Source organism: Streptomyces sp. NPDC050704 (assembly GCF_040654355.1).
Taxonomy (GTDB): Bacteria; Actinomycetota; Actinomycetes; order Streptomycetales; family Streptomycetaceae; genus Streptomyces.
Genome location: NZ_JBFAHW010000074.1, coordinates 1 through 16,383, shown reverse-complemented (window position 1 = coordinate 16,383; position 16,383 = coordinate 1). Strand labels below are relative to the sequence as shown.

Sequence of the window (16,383 nt, the reverse complement as noted above, 5' to 3'; positions counted from 1 at the left end):
CCTTCGGGCAGGTTCCGGTCCACCAGATGTGGGAGCGCTCCCACCCCACGTGGCTTTGAAGCTAGCGCGGACCGGAACAGCTGTAAACGTCTGACGCGCAAGGGCCGGGCCCGGGTGGGTGCGGCCCTTGCGACGACTGGCGAACTCGTCGTACGACTCAGCGGAGAACTCAGTGTGCTTCCGCGATCGCCGGCGCCGACGGCAAGTCCGCCTTGGAGGCCTGACGCAGTCAGGGCCGCGAGTTCGCCGCCTTCCCGTTGAGCGAGCGGAAGGACGAGGACAGCGTCACACCGGACGACACGATCCCGCTGCTCCGGGCGGGCCGTTCTCGACCCGGCCCTTGTCGATGTCACCTGGTCGTTGCGGGGCTGAACGTCGGTGACGTGCACGGGCGTGACCAGCAGAGGCTCCCGCTTTTCCTTAGGTATCCGTGGTGATTCGTCATCCGCCGGCGTCATGCGGTGTGCTCGGTGTCGTGTGTGAGTGCCTGGATCGAATGGGTGACCTTCCATGGAGTGTGTCGTTGATCGGATGACAGCATCGCGGACGGGGAGGGGGCGCGGGTGAGCCGGAAACTGCCGCTCGCTGAGGGCGAGAGTGCCCGCACCGCCTGCGCCCGTGGTCTGCTACACAGGGGCGTGGAGGAGAAGACGGGTGAAGTCCTGCCCGCTGCGGTGCTGGCGGAGCGGGTGGGCTGGGCTGCCGATCTGGTGTCCGGGATGGTCGCCACCCTGCTGGCCGGGCACGGGAACACCGCCGATGTGGACGTGCTGGCCGCCGGTGAGGACGCCCAGGGCCGCGCACTGCCGTCGAACGCCTGGATGGCGCTGCGCCGCCTGGGGTGGACCGTCGGCTCCGACGCCAAGGTCAACGACCGCATCATCCGCATGGCTCAGGAGCAGGCCGGACGCACCCTGCGCTCGGCGAAGTGGCGGGCCGATCTGACCGCCGGTGTCCTCAGGACGTGGCCCGCCGATCCGAAGAAGCGCACCGCCAATGAGTGGGATGCCGTCCGTGCGGCAGTGCCCGGCGGGCAGCACCTGCCGTCCGGCATCATCACGTCCCGCACCCGGCAGATCGCCGCTTTCCAGCACCAGCACGACCGGCTCCCGGCCGACGTCTTCGAGCTGGAAGGCACCCCCCGGATGGCCCGCATGCTGCTGCTGTCCGCCTGTGACGGCCAGCAGGCCGCCATCGCCCGCGCCGATGAGCCGGGCCGGGCACTACTGCGCCTGCAGCTGCCCACCCGCCCCGATCCGCAGTCGTATGCGCACTGGACGTGGGTGGCCTGCCCGGTCACACTCGCGCCGACCGTTCCCTCCGGTGCGGTGCTGCACCTGCCCACCCTGCGCCTCCATCGGGGCGCCGTACATGCCGACCTCGCCTACACGCATGGCGTCCCGAAGACGCGGCGCACCGGCCACACGGTCGCCCTGGGGGTGGACTGGGGCCTGAACACCCTGCTCAGTGCCGGTGCCGTCCGGCTCCACGACGACGCAACGATCACCGCTCTCGGCAGTGGCGGGATGTTCCGTGCGTCCGGCGTCCTGGCGAAGCAGCACCGTCTGCGCCGCCAGGGCGAGGCCCTGCACGCGAAGGCCGACCACTACGACCGCGTCATCAGCAACGCGGAGTACCACGCCCTGACGGGCAGGCGTCAGATTCTCACCGACGAGATCCGGCACGTCTCGGCTCGCCGGTCGAACCTGAACGGCGCTCTGGCGTGGTCGGCCGCCCGGTGGGCCGTGGACCAGGCAATCAGCGCCGGGGCCACCGTCATCTACGTCGAGGATCTGCGCTCGATGGAGGCCCGCGGTATGGGCCGCAACCACAACACCCGCCTGTCGCAGACGGTGCGCGGACAGATCGTGGAGCGGATGCGCCACCTGGCCGCCGAGACCGGCATCGCCGTGGTGACCGTCCCGTCCCGCAACACCTCCAGGCACTGCCCGCAGTGCCTGGTGCCACTGCGGCACCGTAAAGCCCCCGACCGGCCGACGGTCCCCGGCTGGAAGTGGGCGATCTGCCCGTCATGCGACTGGCAGGGCGACCGCGACCAGGGCGCCTGGCGGCGGATCGCCGCGCGCGGCCTCACCCACCAGACCAAGACGGTCACCGACCGCGCCGGCGGCGCCACGGTGATCCGCTCGGTGGCCGACAAACTCGAACCCAAGGCAGTCATCACACCGCCTGCCACTCAGACCAGTCGGGACAGGTCCAAAACCGGCCCGACGAAAGCAGCATGTCCGACGCCCAGGCGACGCCGGACACCCTCCCCTGTCAGGCAACTGACGGGCCAGCGTCCGGAGGGACACACTCACACGGACCGGACCCGGCTGCCTCGTGCAGCCCTCCGGAACCAGGGCGTGACGACGATCAGCACACACCGTCCGCGAGGGGCAGTCCTGGGTGCGGGTTTCCACCTGCACGTCCACGCCTCCCCTCCCCGGTGGGAACCCGTGCCAGGCACTACACCTGACCACGTTTCCCTAAGCTGATCAGAGACGCTTCAACGGCATCCGGGTCGTCCGTCCGCGTTCGGGCGAGTTCGGCGACGTTGTCGCGCCAGCCTCGCGCTGCGGGGCGTAGGGCGGGGCGGCGAGCCGCCAGGGTCGACAGCTCACGTTCGGCGAGTGCGCGCTCGCGGCCCGGTCCCGCAGATTCAGCGACGAGCCGGGCGAGCCCGTCGAGAGGGTCGTCCTCGGTATCGATGAGTTGGCGGATGCGGCGCGTGTAGGTGTCGGTGACGCTGGTCAAGGCGGCGACCAGCAAGTCGTCGAGTGTGGCGAAGTAATAGAGAGTCAGGCTGGTGGTGATCCCCGCCTCTTTGGCGACGGTCCGGTGGGTCACGCCGGCGGCTCCGTCGCGGCACCGTGGATCTGTTCGCGGCGCTCGACACCGCCACCGGCACGGTCATCGCCGCGTGGTCGCCCCGCCACGCGGCGGCCGACTTCCGGGACTTCCTCGACCTGATCGACGGCCAGGTCGGGCCCTGCCTCGCCGTCCACGTCACCTGCGACAACCTCGCCGCGCGCAAGGCACCGGTGGTGCACAAGTGGCTGCTCGCGCACCCCGGTTCGCACTGCACTTCACTCCGACGTACTCGTCGTGGATCAACCAGATCGAGCGATGCGATGGTTCGCCGAGCCGGAGCGGCGCTGTCCGGAGCGCGGCTCCTGCTGCTCGCTCGACGCGCTGCGGATGCCGCGGTCGGCGAGGCCCCGCCTTCGATGTGCTGTGGCCGGGTGGAACGCGAAGGGCCGCGCCCCGGACGGGAGCGCGGCCCAACTGTCGTACGAGATCCCCTACTTGCGGATCAGCGAGCGCAGCACGTACTGCATGATGCCGCCGTTGCGGTAGTAGTCCGCCTCGCCGGGGGTGTCGATGCGGACGACCGCGTCGAACTCGACACCCGTGTCGGTGGTGACCTTGACCGTGCGCGGCGTGGTGCCGTTGTTCAGCTCGGTGACGCCGGTGAAGGAGAAGGCCTCCTCGCCGGTGAGACCCAGGGTCTCGGCGGTCTGGCCCTCCGGGAACTGGAGCGGCAGCACGCCCATGCCGATGAGGTTCGAGCGGTGGATGCGCTCGTACGACTCGGCGATGACGGCCTTGACGCCGAGCAGCGCGGTGCCCTTGGCGGCCCAGTCGCGGGACGAGCCGGAGCCGTACTCCTTGCCGGCCAGGATGGCCAGCGGGACGCCCTGCTCGATGTAGTTGCGCGAGGCGTCGTAGATGAACGACACGGGCGCGTCCGACTGCGTGAAGTCGCGGGTGTAGCCGCCTTCCGTACCCGGCGCGATCTGGTTGCGCAGGCGGATGTTGGCGAACGTGCCGCGGATCATGACCTCGTGGTTGCCGCGGCGCGAGCCGTAGCTGTTGAAGTCACGACGCTCCACACCGTGCTCGTTGAGGTACTTGCCGGCCGGGGTGTCGGCCTTGATGGCGCCGGCCGGGGAGATGTGGTCGGTGGTGACCGAGTCGCCCAGCTTGGCCAGCACGCGGGCGCCGGTGATGTCCGAGACCGGGGTGGTCTCCATCTGCATGCCCTCGAAGTACGGGGGCTTGCGGACGTAGGTGGACTGCGGGTCCCACTCGAAGGTGTTGCCGGTCGGGATCGGCAGCGCCTGCCACTGGGCGTCGCCCGCGAAGACGTCCTGGTAGGACTTGTTGAACATGTCCTCGCCGATGGCGTTCGCCACGACGTCGTTGACCTCGGCCTCGGTCGGCCAGATGTCTTCCAGGTAGACCGGCTTGCCGTCCTGGTCGACGCCGAGCGCGTCCTTGGTGATGTCCACCTTCATGGAGCCGGCGAGCGCGTACGCGACGACCAGCGGCGGGGAGGCCAGGTAGTTCATCTTGACGTCGGGGTTGATCCGGCCCTCGAAGTTGCGGTTGCCGGAAAGCACCGAGGTCACGGCCAGGTCGTGGTCGTTGACAGCCTTGGAGACCTCGTCGGGCAGCGGTCCCGAGTTGCCGATGCAGGTGGTGCAGCCGTAGCCGACGAGGTTGAAGCCGACCTTGTCGAGGTAGGGGGTGAGCCCCGCCTTGTCGAAGTAGTCGGTGACGACCTTGGAGCCCGGGGCGAGGGTGGTCTTGACCCACGGCTTGCGGGTCAGGCCCTTCTCCACGGCCTTCTTCGCGACGAGCGCGGCGGCGACCATGACGTACGGGTTCGAGGTGTTGGTGCAGGAGGTGATGGCCGCGACCGTCACCGCACCGTGGTCGATCTCGTAGGTCGAGCCGTCGGGGGCGGTGACCGTGGTCGGGCGGGTCGGTACGCCGTTGGTGGCGGCCGGGGCGTCGGAGGCCGGGAAGGACTCCTCGCCCGCCTCGTCGGCGTCGTCGACGTAGTTGCGTACGTCCAGCTTGAACTGCTCGGCGGCGTTCGCCAGGACGATCCGGTCCTGCGGGCGCTTCGGTCCGGCGATCGACGGGACGACCGTCGAGAGGTCGAGCTCCAGCTTCTCGGAGAAGTCGGGCTCGGCGGCCGGGTCGAGCCAGAGGCCCTGCTCCTTGGCGTACGCCTCGACGAGCGCGAGCTGCTGGGCGTCGCGGCCCGTCAGCTTCAGGTACTTGATGGTCTCGCCGTCGATCGGGAAGATCGCGGCGGTCGAGCCGAACTCCGGCGACATGTTGCCGATGGTGGCGCGGTTCGCGAGGGAGGTGGCGCCCACGCCCTCGCCGTAGAACTCGACGAACTTGCCGACGACACCGTGCTTGCGGAGCATCTCGGTGATGGTCAGCACCAGGTCGGTGGCGGTGGTGCCGGGCGTGAGCTCACCGGTCAGCTTGAAGCCGACGACGCGCGGGATGAGCATCGAGACCGGCTGGCCGAGCATCGCGGCCTCGGCCTCGATACCGCCGACGCCCCAGCCCAGAACGCCCAGGCCGTTGACCATCGTGGTGTGCGAGTCGGTGCCGACGAGGGTGTCGGGGTACGCCTGGCCGTTACGGACCATGACGGTACGGGCCAGGTGCTCGATGTTGACCTGGTGGACGATGCCGGTGCCCGGCGGGACGACCTTGAAGTCGTCGAAGGCGGTCTGGCCCCAGCGCAGGAACTGGTAGCGCTCGCGGTTGCGGCCGTACTCCAGCTCGACGTTCTGCGCGAAGGCCTCGTTGGTGCCGAACTTGTCGGCGATGACGGAGTGGTCGATGACCAGCTCGGCCGGGGAGAGCGGGTTGACCTTCGCCGGGTCGCCGCCCAGCTCCTTCACGGCCTCACGCATGGTCGCGAGGTCCACGACACAGGGCACGCCGGTGAAGTCCTGCATGATCACGCGGGCCGGCGTGAACTGGATCTCCTGGCTGGGCTGGGCCTGCGAGTCCCACCCGCCAAGGGCACGGATGTGGTCGGCGGTGATGTTCGCGCCGTCCTCGGTACGGAGCAGGTTCTCCAGCAGGACCTTGAGGCTGTACGGAAGGCGGGCCGAGCCTTCCACCTTGTCCAGCCGGAAGATCTCGTACGACTCGTCGCCCACGCTGAGCGTGCTACGGGCGTCGAAGCTGTTCGCCGACACGACAGTCTCCTTCATTCATGTGCGCGTACCACCGCATCCTGCCGCCACGCCCTCTTGGCCGATCCGCTAAGGTCAGGCTAAGTTAGGTAACCCTTACTGATCGGGCGGCTGCGGCACGCCTCGGCAGATATCTCGATGTCGAGATAACTCTAGTACATGGGGGCGGTTTGGTCATGCCCGGGACCGCCCTGACCCGTCTCAACGGATCTGGGGCAGTCTCGGTCTTTCTGGGGCATCTGGCTTTGTGTCTCAGTCCTTCTTGGGCAAGTAGCGCCGTATCTCAGTCAGTCTGGGGGACGGCCTTTCCGCCTTCTCTATGGTTCCTGTACCGCGTCGGCGCTGGATTGTGGGGGCCGGGATGGACGCAGCGGGCTACAGGGTGACCACGATCGGTCCGGATGGTGTCCGGCGGGACGGGCCGCTGAGTGTGATGTGGCCGCTGCGGTTCGAGGCTGGCAAGCCGGTCCGGCCGTTTCCTTCATATCGCGGGCAGCGGAACTTCACGGGCTGGTACTGGGCAGCGACCTGCGGCGGGCACGTGGCGTTCGAGTCGTGGCAGGAGCGCAATCACCTCATGCGCTTCGACTTCGACCCGGATGTGATCGGCATGGGGTCCCAGCCGTTCGCTTTGGCGTGGAGCGACGGGCAGGCCGGCCCCGTCGAGCACACGCCGGACTTCTTCGTGCGCCGCTCGGACGGGACCGCTGTGGTGGTCGATGTCCGGCCGGACGAGTTGATCGACGACCGGGATGTGGTGAAGTTCACCGGCACACGGGCGGCGTGCACGCTGGTCGGCTGGGATTACGAGCGGGTGGGTGCTCTGGATCCGGTGTTCGCAGCGAATCTGCACTGGCTGGCGGGGTTCCGGCATGCGCGGGTGATGCGTGAGGAGACAGCCGCGCTTGCGGCGGGTGTTCGCGCGGGGCGCCGGGTTGATGGCGGGCGCCGAGGTCTGTGGTGATCCGGTGCGGGTGCTGCCGGTGCTCTATCACCTGCTCTGGCGCCATGAGCTGGCGGTGGATCTGCACTCGTCCCTGCTGTCGGGGGCGGCCTGGGTGACGCCGGGTCGGATGCGGCGGGATGGAGGTGGGCACGGTGATGCGTCCGCGTCTGTTGTCGGTGGGTGACCGGGTCCGGTTCGCGGGGACCGAGCACACGGTGATCGCGTTGTCCGGGCCACGGATCCGGCTCCTGGACGTTGCGGGGTCGGCCCAGGTGGTGCTGCTGCCACACCTGTTGGGTGGGGAGGGTTTCGAGGTGCTCAGCACCGTTGCGGTTCGCCCGATGGTGCCCGCCGCGGACGTGCTGGAGGGCCTGCCGGACAAGGTGGTGGCCCAGGCCCAGTGGTGGCAGTGGCACCTCGTGGAAGTGCTCACCGGCCGTGCCCTCGATGATCCCGGCGGTCCAGTCCGTGCGGAGTACGACCCGGCGACACGGTCGTTGCGCCAGCGAGAGCTGGCGAAACTCGCCGAACTGCGTGAACACGGACAGCCGGTGTCCCGCTCGCGACTGCAACGCCTTCGGGCCCGGTTCGAAGCCGAGGGAGTCGCGGGCCTGGTGGACAGGCGCTCGCAGATGCCCGGCCGGGCCACGGGCCGCGCGGATCCGCGGGTGGTGGCCGCGTTGGAGGAGGTGGTGTCGGCCCAGGCGAACCGGTCGACGGTCTCCGGCGAGGTGCTGCGCTACCGACTGGAGCGGATGTTGGAAGCCGAGCACGGCGCGGGGGTGGTGCCGCTGCCGTCGCGGGCCACGTTCTATCGACTGCTGGCCGTGGTGTCGCAAGGGCGGCACACGCTGAAGTCGGCCCGGACACGCCGTTCCCTGACCCAGCGTCCCGACCGTGCTTTCGGGCAGCTGACGGTCGCGCGTCCGGGCGAGGTGATGGAGATCGACTCGACGCCTCTGGACGTGCTGGTGGTGCACGACAACGGCACGGTGGATACCTGCGAGTTGACCGGCTTGGTGGATCTGGCAACCCGCACGTTGGCGGCGGCGGTGCTGCGGCCAACGACGAAGGCGGCGGATGCCGCCCTGTTGCTGGCTCGGGCGATGACGCCGGAGCCGATGCGGCCGGGCTGGTCGGATGCCCTGGGGATGAGCCGATCGGTACTGCCTTATGACGCCCTGCTGGACGTGGACGAGCGGATGGCTCAGGCTGCCGCGGTCCCGGTGATCACCCCCGAGACGATCGTGTTCGACCACGGCCGGGCCTTCTTGTCGCAGACGTTCCGCCAGGCCTGCACCTCTCTGGGGATCTCGTGGCAGCCTGCTCACCCCGACACCCCGACCGACAAGCCGCACATCGAACGGACCCTGGGATCAGTGGGATCGATGTTCGTGCAGTTCCTGCCGGGGCACACCGGCCGCAGCACCGAACACCGCGGCAAGGCGCCGGAGAAGGAGGCGGTGTGGTCGATCCACCAGCTGCAGGCTCTGCTGGAGGAGTGGATCGTGGCGAAGTGGCAGACCCGGCCGCACGACGGACTGCGGGATGCATGGGCACCAGGCCGGCCGCTGAGCCCGAACGAGAAGTACGCCGAGCTGGTCGCGGCGGCCGGGCACGTCCCGGTGACGTTGTCCCCGCAGGAAGTTGTCCCCGCAGGAATACGTCGAATTGCTGCCACGCAGGAACCGGACCCTCAACGCCTACGGGTTCAAGGTCAACCACCGTGTCTATGACGGCCCCGAGCTCGACGACCTTCGCCGAGCTCATCTGGGTGGCGGCCCGAAAGGCCGCCGATGGGATGTCCACTACGACCCATACGACATCTCCCGCATCTGGGTACGCGATCCTCGCACCCGGGAGTGGATCACCTTGTTCTGGCGGCACTTGCACACCGCTCCGGTCCCGATGGGGGATCTTGTCTGGAACCATGCCCGCAAGACGCTCGCGGAGCAGGGCCGCCCGCACCCGGCCGAGAATGAGATCGCCCGCACAGCGATGTCACTGATGAACCGGATCTCCGACGGCCCTGGCGACGGCTGCGTCCGTGACACGCCGCGGTCTGCTGGGGCTCGACGACGAGAACGCCGTGTCGCCGCCCGCACCCAGGCCACTGCCAGCGCCTGCTGCCCACGGCCCCACCCACCCGCACCCACTGCCCCGGAATCAGCGGCGGACGAGGAGACGAGCGAGACGGCCGAGGTCATTCCACTCGGCCTGTTCGACCCGCGCAAAGACCCTTGGGGGAGGTCATGACCGACCACCAAACACCCGCGCCTTCCCGGATGTTGTTCGACCGGGACGCCGACATCCAACTGCAGATGACAACTCTGGAGGGCTGGCGCGACTTCGTAGCGGACGCTCCCGCGCCGCCGCACCGGCTTACGTCCGCCCAGCTCAAGCGCCTCACCGAGCCAGAGCGCAAGGAAGACCAGGCAGTACGTCTCGACTATCACGCCCGCACGCACGTGGTGGACACACCGACCATCCGGAACGCCGTGCTCCAGGGACGCCTCCAGATCTTGATGAACCGACATGAACACGGAGCCCGTCACGGCCTGTTGGTGTCCGGCCCGGCCGGGACAGGCAAGTCCATCGCCATCGCCCAGCTCGGCAAGTCGCACGAGCTCGATGACCAAGTCCAACATCCGGGCGTCACCGACCGCATCCCCGCTCTCTACGTGACCGTCCCCCCGGCCGCGACCGCCCGCATGATCGCTTCCGAGTTCGCCCGGTTCCTCGGCCTGCCGGTCCGCACCCGGCTCAACATGACCGACATCATCGAGTCGGTCGTCGGCGTCCTCATCGATGCCCGCTGCACCCTCGTACTGGTCGACGAGGTCCACAACATCTCGCTGGCCACCCGCACGGGTGCCGAAGTGTCCGACACACTCAAGTACTTCGCCGAGCGGATCCCCGCCACCTTCGTCTATGCCGGGATCAACCTCGAACACGGCGGGCTCCTCGAGGGCACCCGCGGCACTCAAATCGCCGGACGCTTCACGCCGATCCGCACCACCGCATTCCCCCGTGGTCCGGTCTGGAAAGGCCTCGTCAAGACCTTCGAGGACAATCTCTGGCTCCACCGGCTCAAGCCCGGATCCCTGCTGAACTTGAGCGACTGGCTGCACGCGCACACCGGAGGAATGATCGGAGTCCTGTCCCACGTCATCCGCGGGGCCGCATTGGCAGCCATCCTCAGCAACACCGAAACCATCACGCGGGCAGGGATCGAGGCCATCCCTCTTCCGGTCGCCGCCGAAGCGGACCGGCACCTCAGGATGTCCCAGGCGAAGGTCCAGCAGCCATGACACCGCCGCTTCGCCGACTGCCCATGGCACTTCGCCCCCGCCTGGGGGAGAGCACAGACTCTTACATCCTGCGGCTCGCCCGCGCGAACCACCTCACCCCCAGCTATCTGCACGGGTTCCTCTGCGGTCCACCCAACTGGTTCGGCAAACCCCAACTTCCCCGGCTCGCCGCGCTCACCGGCCACACCTCCGAGGCGCTACAGCACGCTCTCGCGGACGCCAGCTCACCACGCGGCCGCCGCAAACCGGCTCCCGCCCTCATCACCTGGCCCCGCTCCCGCGTCGGTCAACTGCGCAACCTGCGCGAGGAAGCCGCCCACGGAACCCCGCTACCGCTGCTACAACGCCATCACGGAGTCAGTTCACGCACGCTCCGGCTGCTTCTCACTCAGGACGTCCCGCCCAGCCGCACACCGACAAAGTCACCGGCCAGAGTGCCTCCGCACGTTGAAGTACTGATCGCTTCGATGGCCGACCAAGGATGCCGCCCGCGGCAGATCTGGACCCGGCTCATGAACGAGTACGACGTCACCGTCAGCCAGTCCACCATCCGACTGCGGCTCAAGGCCCAGGACAGCTGATGCCACCCGGCCGTCGACTCCCCCGCACTGTCCCGCTCTTTCGCGACGAGACGGTCGAGTCGCTGCTGACCCGACTCGCCGTTGCGAACCACTTGCCCGTCGAGGAAGTACGGGCCCTCCTCGACGTCCGGATGCTCAAGAAGACCCCGGCTACCGCGCTCCGAGCCCCGCTGGCCGTCATCACCGGCTACGCCGAACAACACCTCACGCTCGCGCTCCCGGAGTTCATCGGGCAGCGCTACACCGATACTCCCGGGCTCATAGACCGACCGCTGGTCGACGGGCATGTCCCGCAGCGGCCCGCCTGCCGATTTTGCACCCGCCGAGCGGGCATCGACGCCCGCGTGACCTGCTGGATGACGCACGACCGCAACATCTGTCTCCGCCACTTGCTCTGGATCGGCGAAGGCTGCAGTGAGCCTTCTGATCAGGTCGACCTTTCCCCGCTGCCGGCCACCGCCCAGGCTCAACGCCACCACCACAACCTGATCAACCGGCACGGCCGCCGCTGGGTCAGCCTCGCATTCGCCGATGCCACGAAGATCTTCTCCACCTGGAAAGAGCGGAGCACCTTCGGCCCTCGGGAGACCATCACGCACCGCCTGACCTCCTTGACCCGCCCTTCGGGCGAACCAGTAGCCGCTGACCTCGCCTTCGCCGCAGGATTCCATCCAGAAATCATCCGCCTGTCCGGGCTACTGGCATCAGACCACTGGGAACGAACCGGTCTACGCAAGGGAGGTCTCGCTCCCTTCGTCCGTGAAGTCAGCCGTCGCCACATCATCAAAGGCTTCGATCCCGACGGCCTCGACGACCCTCTCATCCAGTGGCTTCGCGACCGGGCCAACCACTACAACATGGCCCAGCACCTCAATAAGTGGGACATCCTCACCGTTCTCCTCCATGAGGAAACCACCAGACGCCTCACCAAGCGCCTCCGAACGGACCTCCGCACATGCCCACTGCCCCAGCCCAGATACTGACCCCAGAACACCGAGAACTACGGTGTCCGGATGACTCATGTCGAGGTCGTCGCACGCGCGCGGATCAATGGCGGGCACCCTGTCGAGCGGTTGGTTTGCCATCCACGACTTCCGCTGTTCGCCTACCTGGATTCGCAACGCCCTGCGGTCGGTATCTGGGCCTGTGACGCAGGACAGCTACGTGAACTCGGTTCAGTTGGCGCCGACTCAGCTGTCTACGGCGAGGCCTTTGGTTGGGCGCGATCCCAACGGACGCCCGCCGTGACATGGCATCCTCACCAGCCGCTACTCATGGTGGCCAGCGAGGGCACAGTGGCGCAGTGGAAACCATCCGGACAGCCCGAACTGGACCACCTGCCGCCCGCTGCCCACTACGACAGCCTGGCGTTCAGCCCAGATGGCCACACTTTGTGGGCGTCGCCGTCGTCGGACGGTGAAGACGACGCATGGGAACGCTCCGATGTCCTAGACCTCACCTCGGGGGCCGTCAGCGCCGGCCCGCGTTGGGACACAGGCGTCACAGAGCATCCCGGCGGTGGCCTCGTGGCCACGCTCGCCAGCGATCAGGGAGCGACACTCGCGCTCTTCGCCCGGGCCGGCCTCGACACGGCACCCACAGCGATGCGCCTGCTGCGACACGCGCTGATCTTGGACGCCGACGGCTACGAGACTCCGATCTTCAGCCCTGATGGACGCCATCTCGCGATTCGTGGCAACGCATACGGCAACTCACTGGACGTCTTCGAGTTCCCCTCCCTCCGCCGCGCCTTCGCAACCTCTCTCGGTGAACCCAGCCCGGGTTACCCCTATCCGCAAGAGTGGCTCGACCAGATGCGCGCATGGTCACGCCACAACATCGCCTTCGGAACTCGGCACGGCGTGCTCTGGGTCGGAACTCCGACCGGAGCCCTCATCGAGGTCGACATCGAGGCACCGGCCGCGATGGAGCACGACGTGCTGGCAGGCTCCCCGGTGTCCGCGCTGGGCCGCACGGCGGCAAGTGAACTCGTCATCGCCAGCAAAGCAGGCGACCTCGTGCTTCTGTCCGCGGACACCGTCTCCGCCAAGGCTGAAAGCGCCAACGACACCACGCCTCAGGCCGCAGTCACGGCATTCTTGGACGCAACTTCCGAGATTCCTGACGATGCCGACCTGGAGACCGATCTGGTCCTCACTGACGGAGTCACCACCTGGGATTCGGACGACCTGGCAACGATCAACACGGCATCCATAACAGATCCGACGTGGCTCCAGCTTCAAGCGGCCATCAACAACATGCGGGTCCAAGACGAATGACCCTGCCAGGGTGAACTACTCCAGCATGAGCCACTCGGAAACAGACCAACTGCCCCAGATGGACTGAGACGAATCGAGCCCATCCGTCTCAGCCCATCTGGGGCACCCCTGGTCAACGCGTCGATCTGCCTCAGATCGATTGAGACAGGACAACCGCCCTGCGCTGTCTCAGTCATGCCTGGGCGGTCCCAGTCTCTTCCGTGGCCATCGGGGCAGGCCGTCTCGGTCTTCTCTGGGCACTCAGCGGCATCTGTTCTACGGCCGACCTGTGGTTATCCCCCGGAAAGAGACTGAAGATGGCCGGCTGTCCGGGAGCTGCCGCCCATCGGCAGCCTTGATCCATGCCTGTATTGGACAGATCACATCGATTGCATCGGTTACTGCTGCTCCTGCTGGCGCTGACGCTCGGGGCCGGCACGCTGACGGTCACCGCCCGGTCGGCGCACGCGAACGCGGTGACCACCACCGATCCGGTGCGCGAACTGGCGCGCGTCGCGGAGCCGCTGCGCTCCACGGAGCCCGGCGCCCCCGGCGGCCAGCTGCGCCCGCTCGGCCGCATGATCGGCTCGGCGAAGATCGTCGGGCTGGGTGAGGCCACGCACAGTTCCCGGCAGTTCTTCACGATGAAGCACCGCGTCTTCCGGTACCTCGTCGAGGAGAAGGGCTTCACCACCTTCGCACTGGAGGCGCCCTGGTCCACCGGCCTGGTCCTCAACGACTACGTGTTGTACGGGAAGGGCGACCCGGAGAAGATCATGCGGGAGGAGTTCCAGAGCTCGTACCGGATATGGAACACCCGCGAGTACCTCGATCTGCTGAGGTGGATGCGCGCCCACAACGTCCGTCACCCCGGCCACCCCGTGCAGTTCATGGGCGAGGACAACGGCTACGCGGGACCTGAGCTCTTCGACGAGGTCACGGACTATGTGTCCGCGCACCACCCCGAGCTGCTGCCGGAGTTCCGCCGCCTCTACCGTGAGCTCCGGCCGACGGGGAGCGTGGAGGAGACCGTCAACGAGCACATGGCCAAGCCCATCGCCGAGCGCGAGCGGATGGCGGCGGATGTGCGGCGCGCCTACGGGCTGCTTCAGGCGCAGGCGCCGGACGGGGACCGGCGGGCGTACGAGTGGGTCCTCCAGCACGCCAGGGCCATCTCCCAGACCGGCACCCTCTACGCGTACTACGACTTCTCCGACCCGGAGAAGATCGCTCGGGCCATGCTCTACCGCGACCGGATCATGGCGGAGAACACCGTGTGGTGGCAGCGGCACACCGGCCACCGGATGCTGCTGTCGGCCCACAACGGCCATGTCTCCTACGAGTCCGACAACCCTGAGCAGTATCCGAAGACCCAGGGCGAGTTCATACGCCAGGCGGTCGGGGCCGATTACGTGAACATCGGGTACACCTTCGGGCAGGGCTCGTTCAACGCGATGGATCTGACGGATCCGGACGAGCCCTACCGCCGCTTCTCCGTGGAGCCACTGGGCGCGGGCAGCAATGAGGAGGTGCTGGAGCGCGTCTCACGCCGGGACTACTACTTCGATCTGCGGGCCGTGCCCGAGCCGACGCGAGACTGGCTGACGGCGAAGCGGCTGACCCGCTCCATCGGGAACGCCTGGCCGGAAGATCCCTACCAAACCTCGCTCGGGCGCCAGTTCGACGTGCTGATACACCTCCATCGCGTCACGGCCGCGGATCTCCTGCCAACGACCCGGGGCTGAAGGTCCCGGGCTTGCACAACGGGCGTCACCGGCGCCGGAGCTGTCCGGCGCGACGCCGCTTCTGCTCCGGCACGGGCCTGGCCGTCACCGCGGCCGCGAGACCTCGACTCGCGCGGCGGTGACACCCCGGGGGCTCGGTGAACAGCACGCGCTACTACGGTGGCCCGATGGCATCGGTCAAGCAGTTCCAGGTCACCTTCGACTGTGCGGATCCTGAGCGCGTCGCTCGCTTCTGGTGCGAGGTGTTGGGATATGTCGTACCGCCTCCGCCGGAGGGGTTTGCTACTTGGGGCGATTACGATCGCTCGTTGCCGCCCGAGCGTCAGGGTGCGGCGTTCGCGTGCGGTGACCCCTCAGGTGTGGGCCCGCGACTGTTCTTCCAGCGCGTCCCCGAAGGCAAGGTCGTCAAGAACCGGGTGCATCTTGACGTGCGGATCGGCACCGGGCTCGTGGGCGAAGAGCGCCTGGCCGCACTCGAGGCCGAGTGCGCACGGCTGGTCGCGCTCGGCGCGGTGCACGTGCAAACGCTGTATGCCGATGGCGTGGACGAGTCCTGCATCCCGATGCAGGACATCGAGGGCAACGAGTTCTGTCTCGACTGACTCGGCTGCTCGACTGAAGGGCCGCGAACGTGTCCTCGTTCAGGCCGCGCGGCTCGGCCGACCGGCGCGGCTTCGCCGAATCGGTCCGCCGGGCCTGTTGGGCGGGCGCCGGTATCGCACTCTTCGCGGCCCTGATGGCCCTTTGCGGCAATAGCACCGTCCCAGTCGGTTCCGGGAACAGACTGGGGCGGTCGCGGGAGGACCGCACGAGGACCGGAGGTGCGTCGTGGCCGGAACCGGACACGGGCAGCGGACGGGGAACCTGCCGGCCGAGTCGACGAGCTTCGTGGGGCGGAGGTCCGAACTCCGGGGCGTCGAAAGCCTGTTGGAAACCTCCCGGCTGGTCACGCTGACCGGGGTCGGCGGAGTGGGCAAGTCCCGCCTGGCGCTGCGGGCCGCCGATCGGATGAGACGGGCGTTCCCCCACGGGGTGTGGGTGGTGCCGCTGGCGCCGCTCCGGGAACCCACGCTCCTCGGGATCGCCGTGCTCGAGGAACTGTGCCTCGCCGACCGGACCACCCGGTCCGCCGAGGAAGTGGTCGCCGAATGGCTCGCCGACAAGGAGCTGCTGCTGGTCCTCGACTCGTGCGAGCACCTGGTCGGGGCGTGCGCCCGGATGGCGGAGACCTTCCTGGCCGCCGCCCCGGGACTGCGCATCCTGGCCACCAGCCGGCAGCCGCTGGGCGTGGCGGAGGAGCGGCGGTTCGAGGTGGACCCGCTCCCGATCGTGAACCCGGAGCGGGACGCGAGGCCGGACACGAAGGCTGGCCACGGGCCGGACGTGGAGACGGGCCCGTGGCCGAACACGAAGGCGAGCCCGGGGCCGGACACGGAGACGGGCCCGAGGCCGAACGTGGAGACGGGCCCGGGGCCGAACGTGAAGACGGACCCGGGGCCGGACGTGAAGACGGGCCCGAGGCCGG

General features: G+C 68.2%; 14 protein-coding genes. 11 read left to right on the top strand and 3 right to left on the bottom strand.

Annotated elements, in window-relative coordinates; genetic code table 11:
* Positions 1 to 563: 563 nt before the first annotated feature.
* Complete coding sequence (locus AB0I18_RS34110) at positions 564 to 2,498, top strand: zinc ribbon domain-containing protein (protein WP_363109537.1); 1,935 nt, start codon at positions 564 to 566, stop codon at positions 2,496 to 2,498.
* Here AB0I18_RS34110 and AB0I18_RS34105 read toward each other — a convergent pair.
* The 3 genes from AB0I18_RS34105 to acnA form a co-directional block, all read right to left on the bottom strand.
* Positions 2,470 to 2,850, bottom strand: coding sequence for a hypothetical protein (locus tag AB0I18_RS34105; RefSeq protein WP_363109536.1), 381 nt, complete (start codon positions 2,848 to 2,850; stop codon positions 2,470 to 2,472). The two genes, AB0I18_RS34110 and AB0I18_RS34105, sit on opposite strands and share 29 nt — an antisense overlap.
* Positions 2,847 to 3,008, bottom strand: coding sequence for a hypothetical protein (locus AB0I18_RS34100; protein WP_363109535.1), 162 nt, complete (start codon positions 3,006 to 3,008; stop codon positions 2,847 to 2,849). Before AB0I18_RS34100 ends, AB0I18_RS34105 begins: the two co-directional genes overlap by 4 nt.
* Positions 3,009 to 3,305: 297 nt before the next feature.
* Positions 3,306 to 6,020 carry an aconitate hydratase AcnA gene (acnA, locus tag AB0I18_RS34095; protein ID WP_363109534.1) on the bottom strand — a complete coding sequence of 905 codons (2,715 nt, stop codon included), beginning with the start codon at positions 6,018 to 6,020 and terminating at the stop codon, positions 3,306 to 3,308.
* Between the two features lie 358 nt (positions 6,021 to 6,378).
* Between acnA and AB0I18_RS34090 the strand changes: the two genes are divergently transcribed.
* The 10 genes from AB0I18_RS34090 to AB0I18_RS34045 all read left to right on the top strand — a co-directional run.
* Positions 6,379 to 6,981, top strand: a complete 603-nt coding sequence (locus AB0I18_RS34090) for a TnsA-like heteromeric transposase endonuclease subunit (protein WP_363109533.1) — start codon at positions 6,379 to 6,381, stop codon at positions 6,979 to 6,981.
* A 134-nt stretch (positions 6,982 to 7,115) separates the two neighbouring features.
* Positions 7,116 to 8,699, top strand: coding sequence for an integrase (locus AB0I18_RS34085; protein ID WP_363109532.1), 1,584 nt, complete (start codon positions 7,116 to 7,118; stop codon positions 8,697 to 8,699).
* Entirely contained in the window at positions 8,611 to 9,219 is a 609-nt protein-coding gene (locus tag AB0I18_RS34080) for a Mu transposase C-terminal domain-containing protein (protein WP_363109531.1), read from the top strand. Before AB0I18_RS34085 ends, AB0I18_RS34080 begins: the two co-directional genes overlap by 89 nt.
* Entirely contained in the window at positions 9,216 to 10,274 is a 1,059-nt protein-coding gene (locus AB0I18_RS34075) for an ATP-binding protein (protein WP_363109530.1), read from the top strand. Before AB0I18_RS34080 ends, AB0I18_RS34075 begins: the two co-directional genes overlap by 4 nt.
* Positions 10,271 to 10,855 carry a TniQ family protein gene (locus tag AB0I18_RS34070; RefSeq protein WP_363109529.1) on the top strand — a complete coding sequence of 195 codons (585 nt, stop codon included), beginning with the start codon at positions 10,271 to 10,273 and terminating at the stop codon, positions 10,853 to 10,855. Before AB0I18_RS34075 ends, AB0I18_RS34070 begins: the two co-directional genes overlap by 4 nt.
* 131 nt (positions 10,856 to 10,986) lie before the next feature.
* Positions 10,987 to 11,838 (top strand): hypothetical protein, encoded by an 852-nt coding sequence (locus AB0I18_RS34065; RefSeq protein ID WP_363109528.1) that lies wholly within the window; start codon positions 10,987 to 10,989, stop codon positions 11,836 to 11,838.
* Between the two features lie 30 nt (positions 11,839 to 11,868).
* On the top strand, positions 11,869 to 13,134 hold the full coding sequence (locus AB0I18_RS34060; RefSeq protein WP_363109527.1) for a hypothetical protein: 1,266 nt from the start codon (positions 11,869 to 11,871) through the stop codon (positions 13,132 to 13,134).
* Positions 13,135 to 13,475: 341 nt separating this feature from the next.
* On the top strand, positions 13,476 to 14,858 hold the full coding sequence (locus tag AB0I18_RS34055) for an erythromycin esterase family protein (protein WP_363109526.1): 1,383 nt from the start codon (positions 13,476 to 13,478) through the stop codon (positions 14,856 to 14,858).
* Between the two features lie 167 nt (positions 14,859 to 15,025).
* Positions 15,026 to 15,460 (top strand): VOC family protein, encoded by a 435-nt coding sequence (locus AB0I18_RS34050; RefSeq protein WP_363109525.1) that lies wholly within the window; start codon positions 15,026 to 15,028, stop codon positions 15,458 to 15,460.
* Positions 15,461 to 15,686: 226 nt separating this feature from the next.
* On the top strand, positions 15,687 to 16,383 hold a 697-nt coding region (locus AB0I18_RS34045), incomplete at its 3' end, for an NB-ARC domain-containing protein (protein ID WP_363109524.1).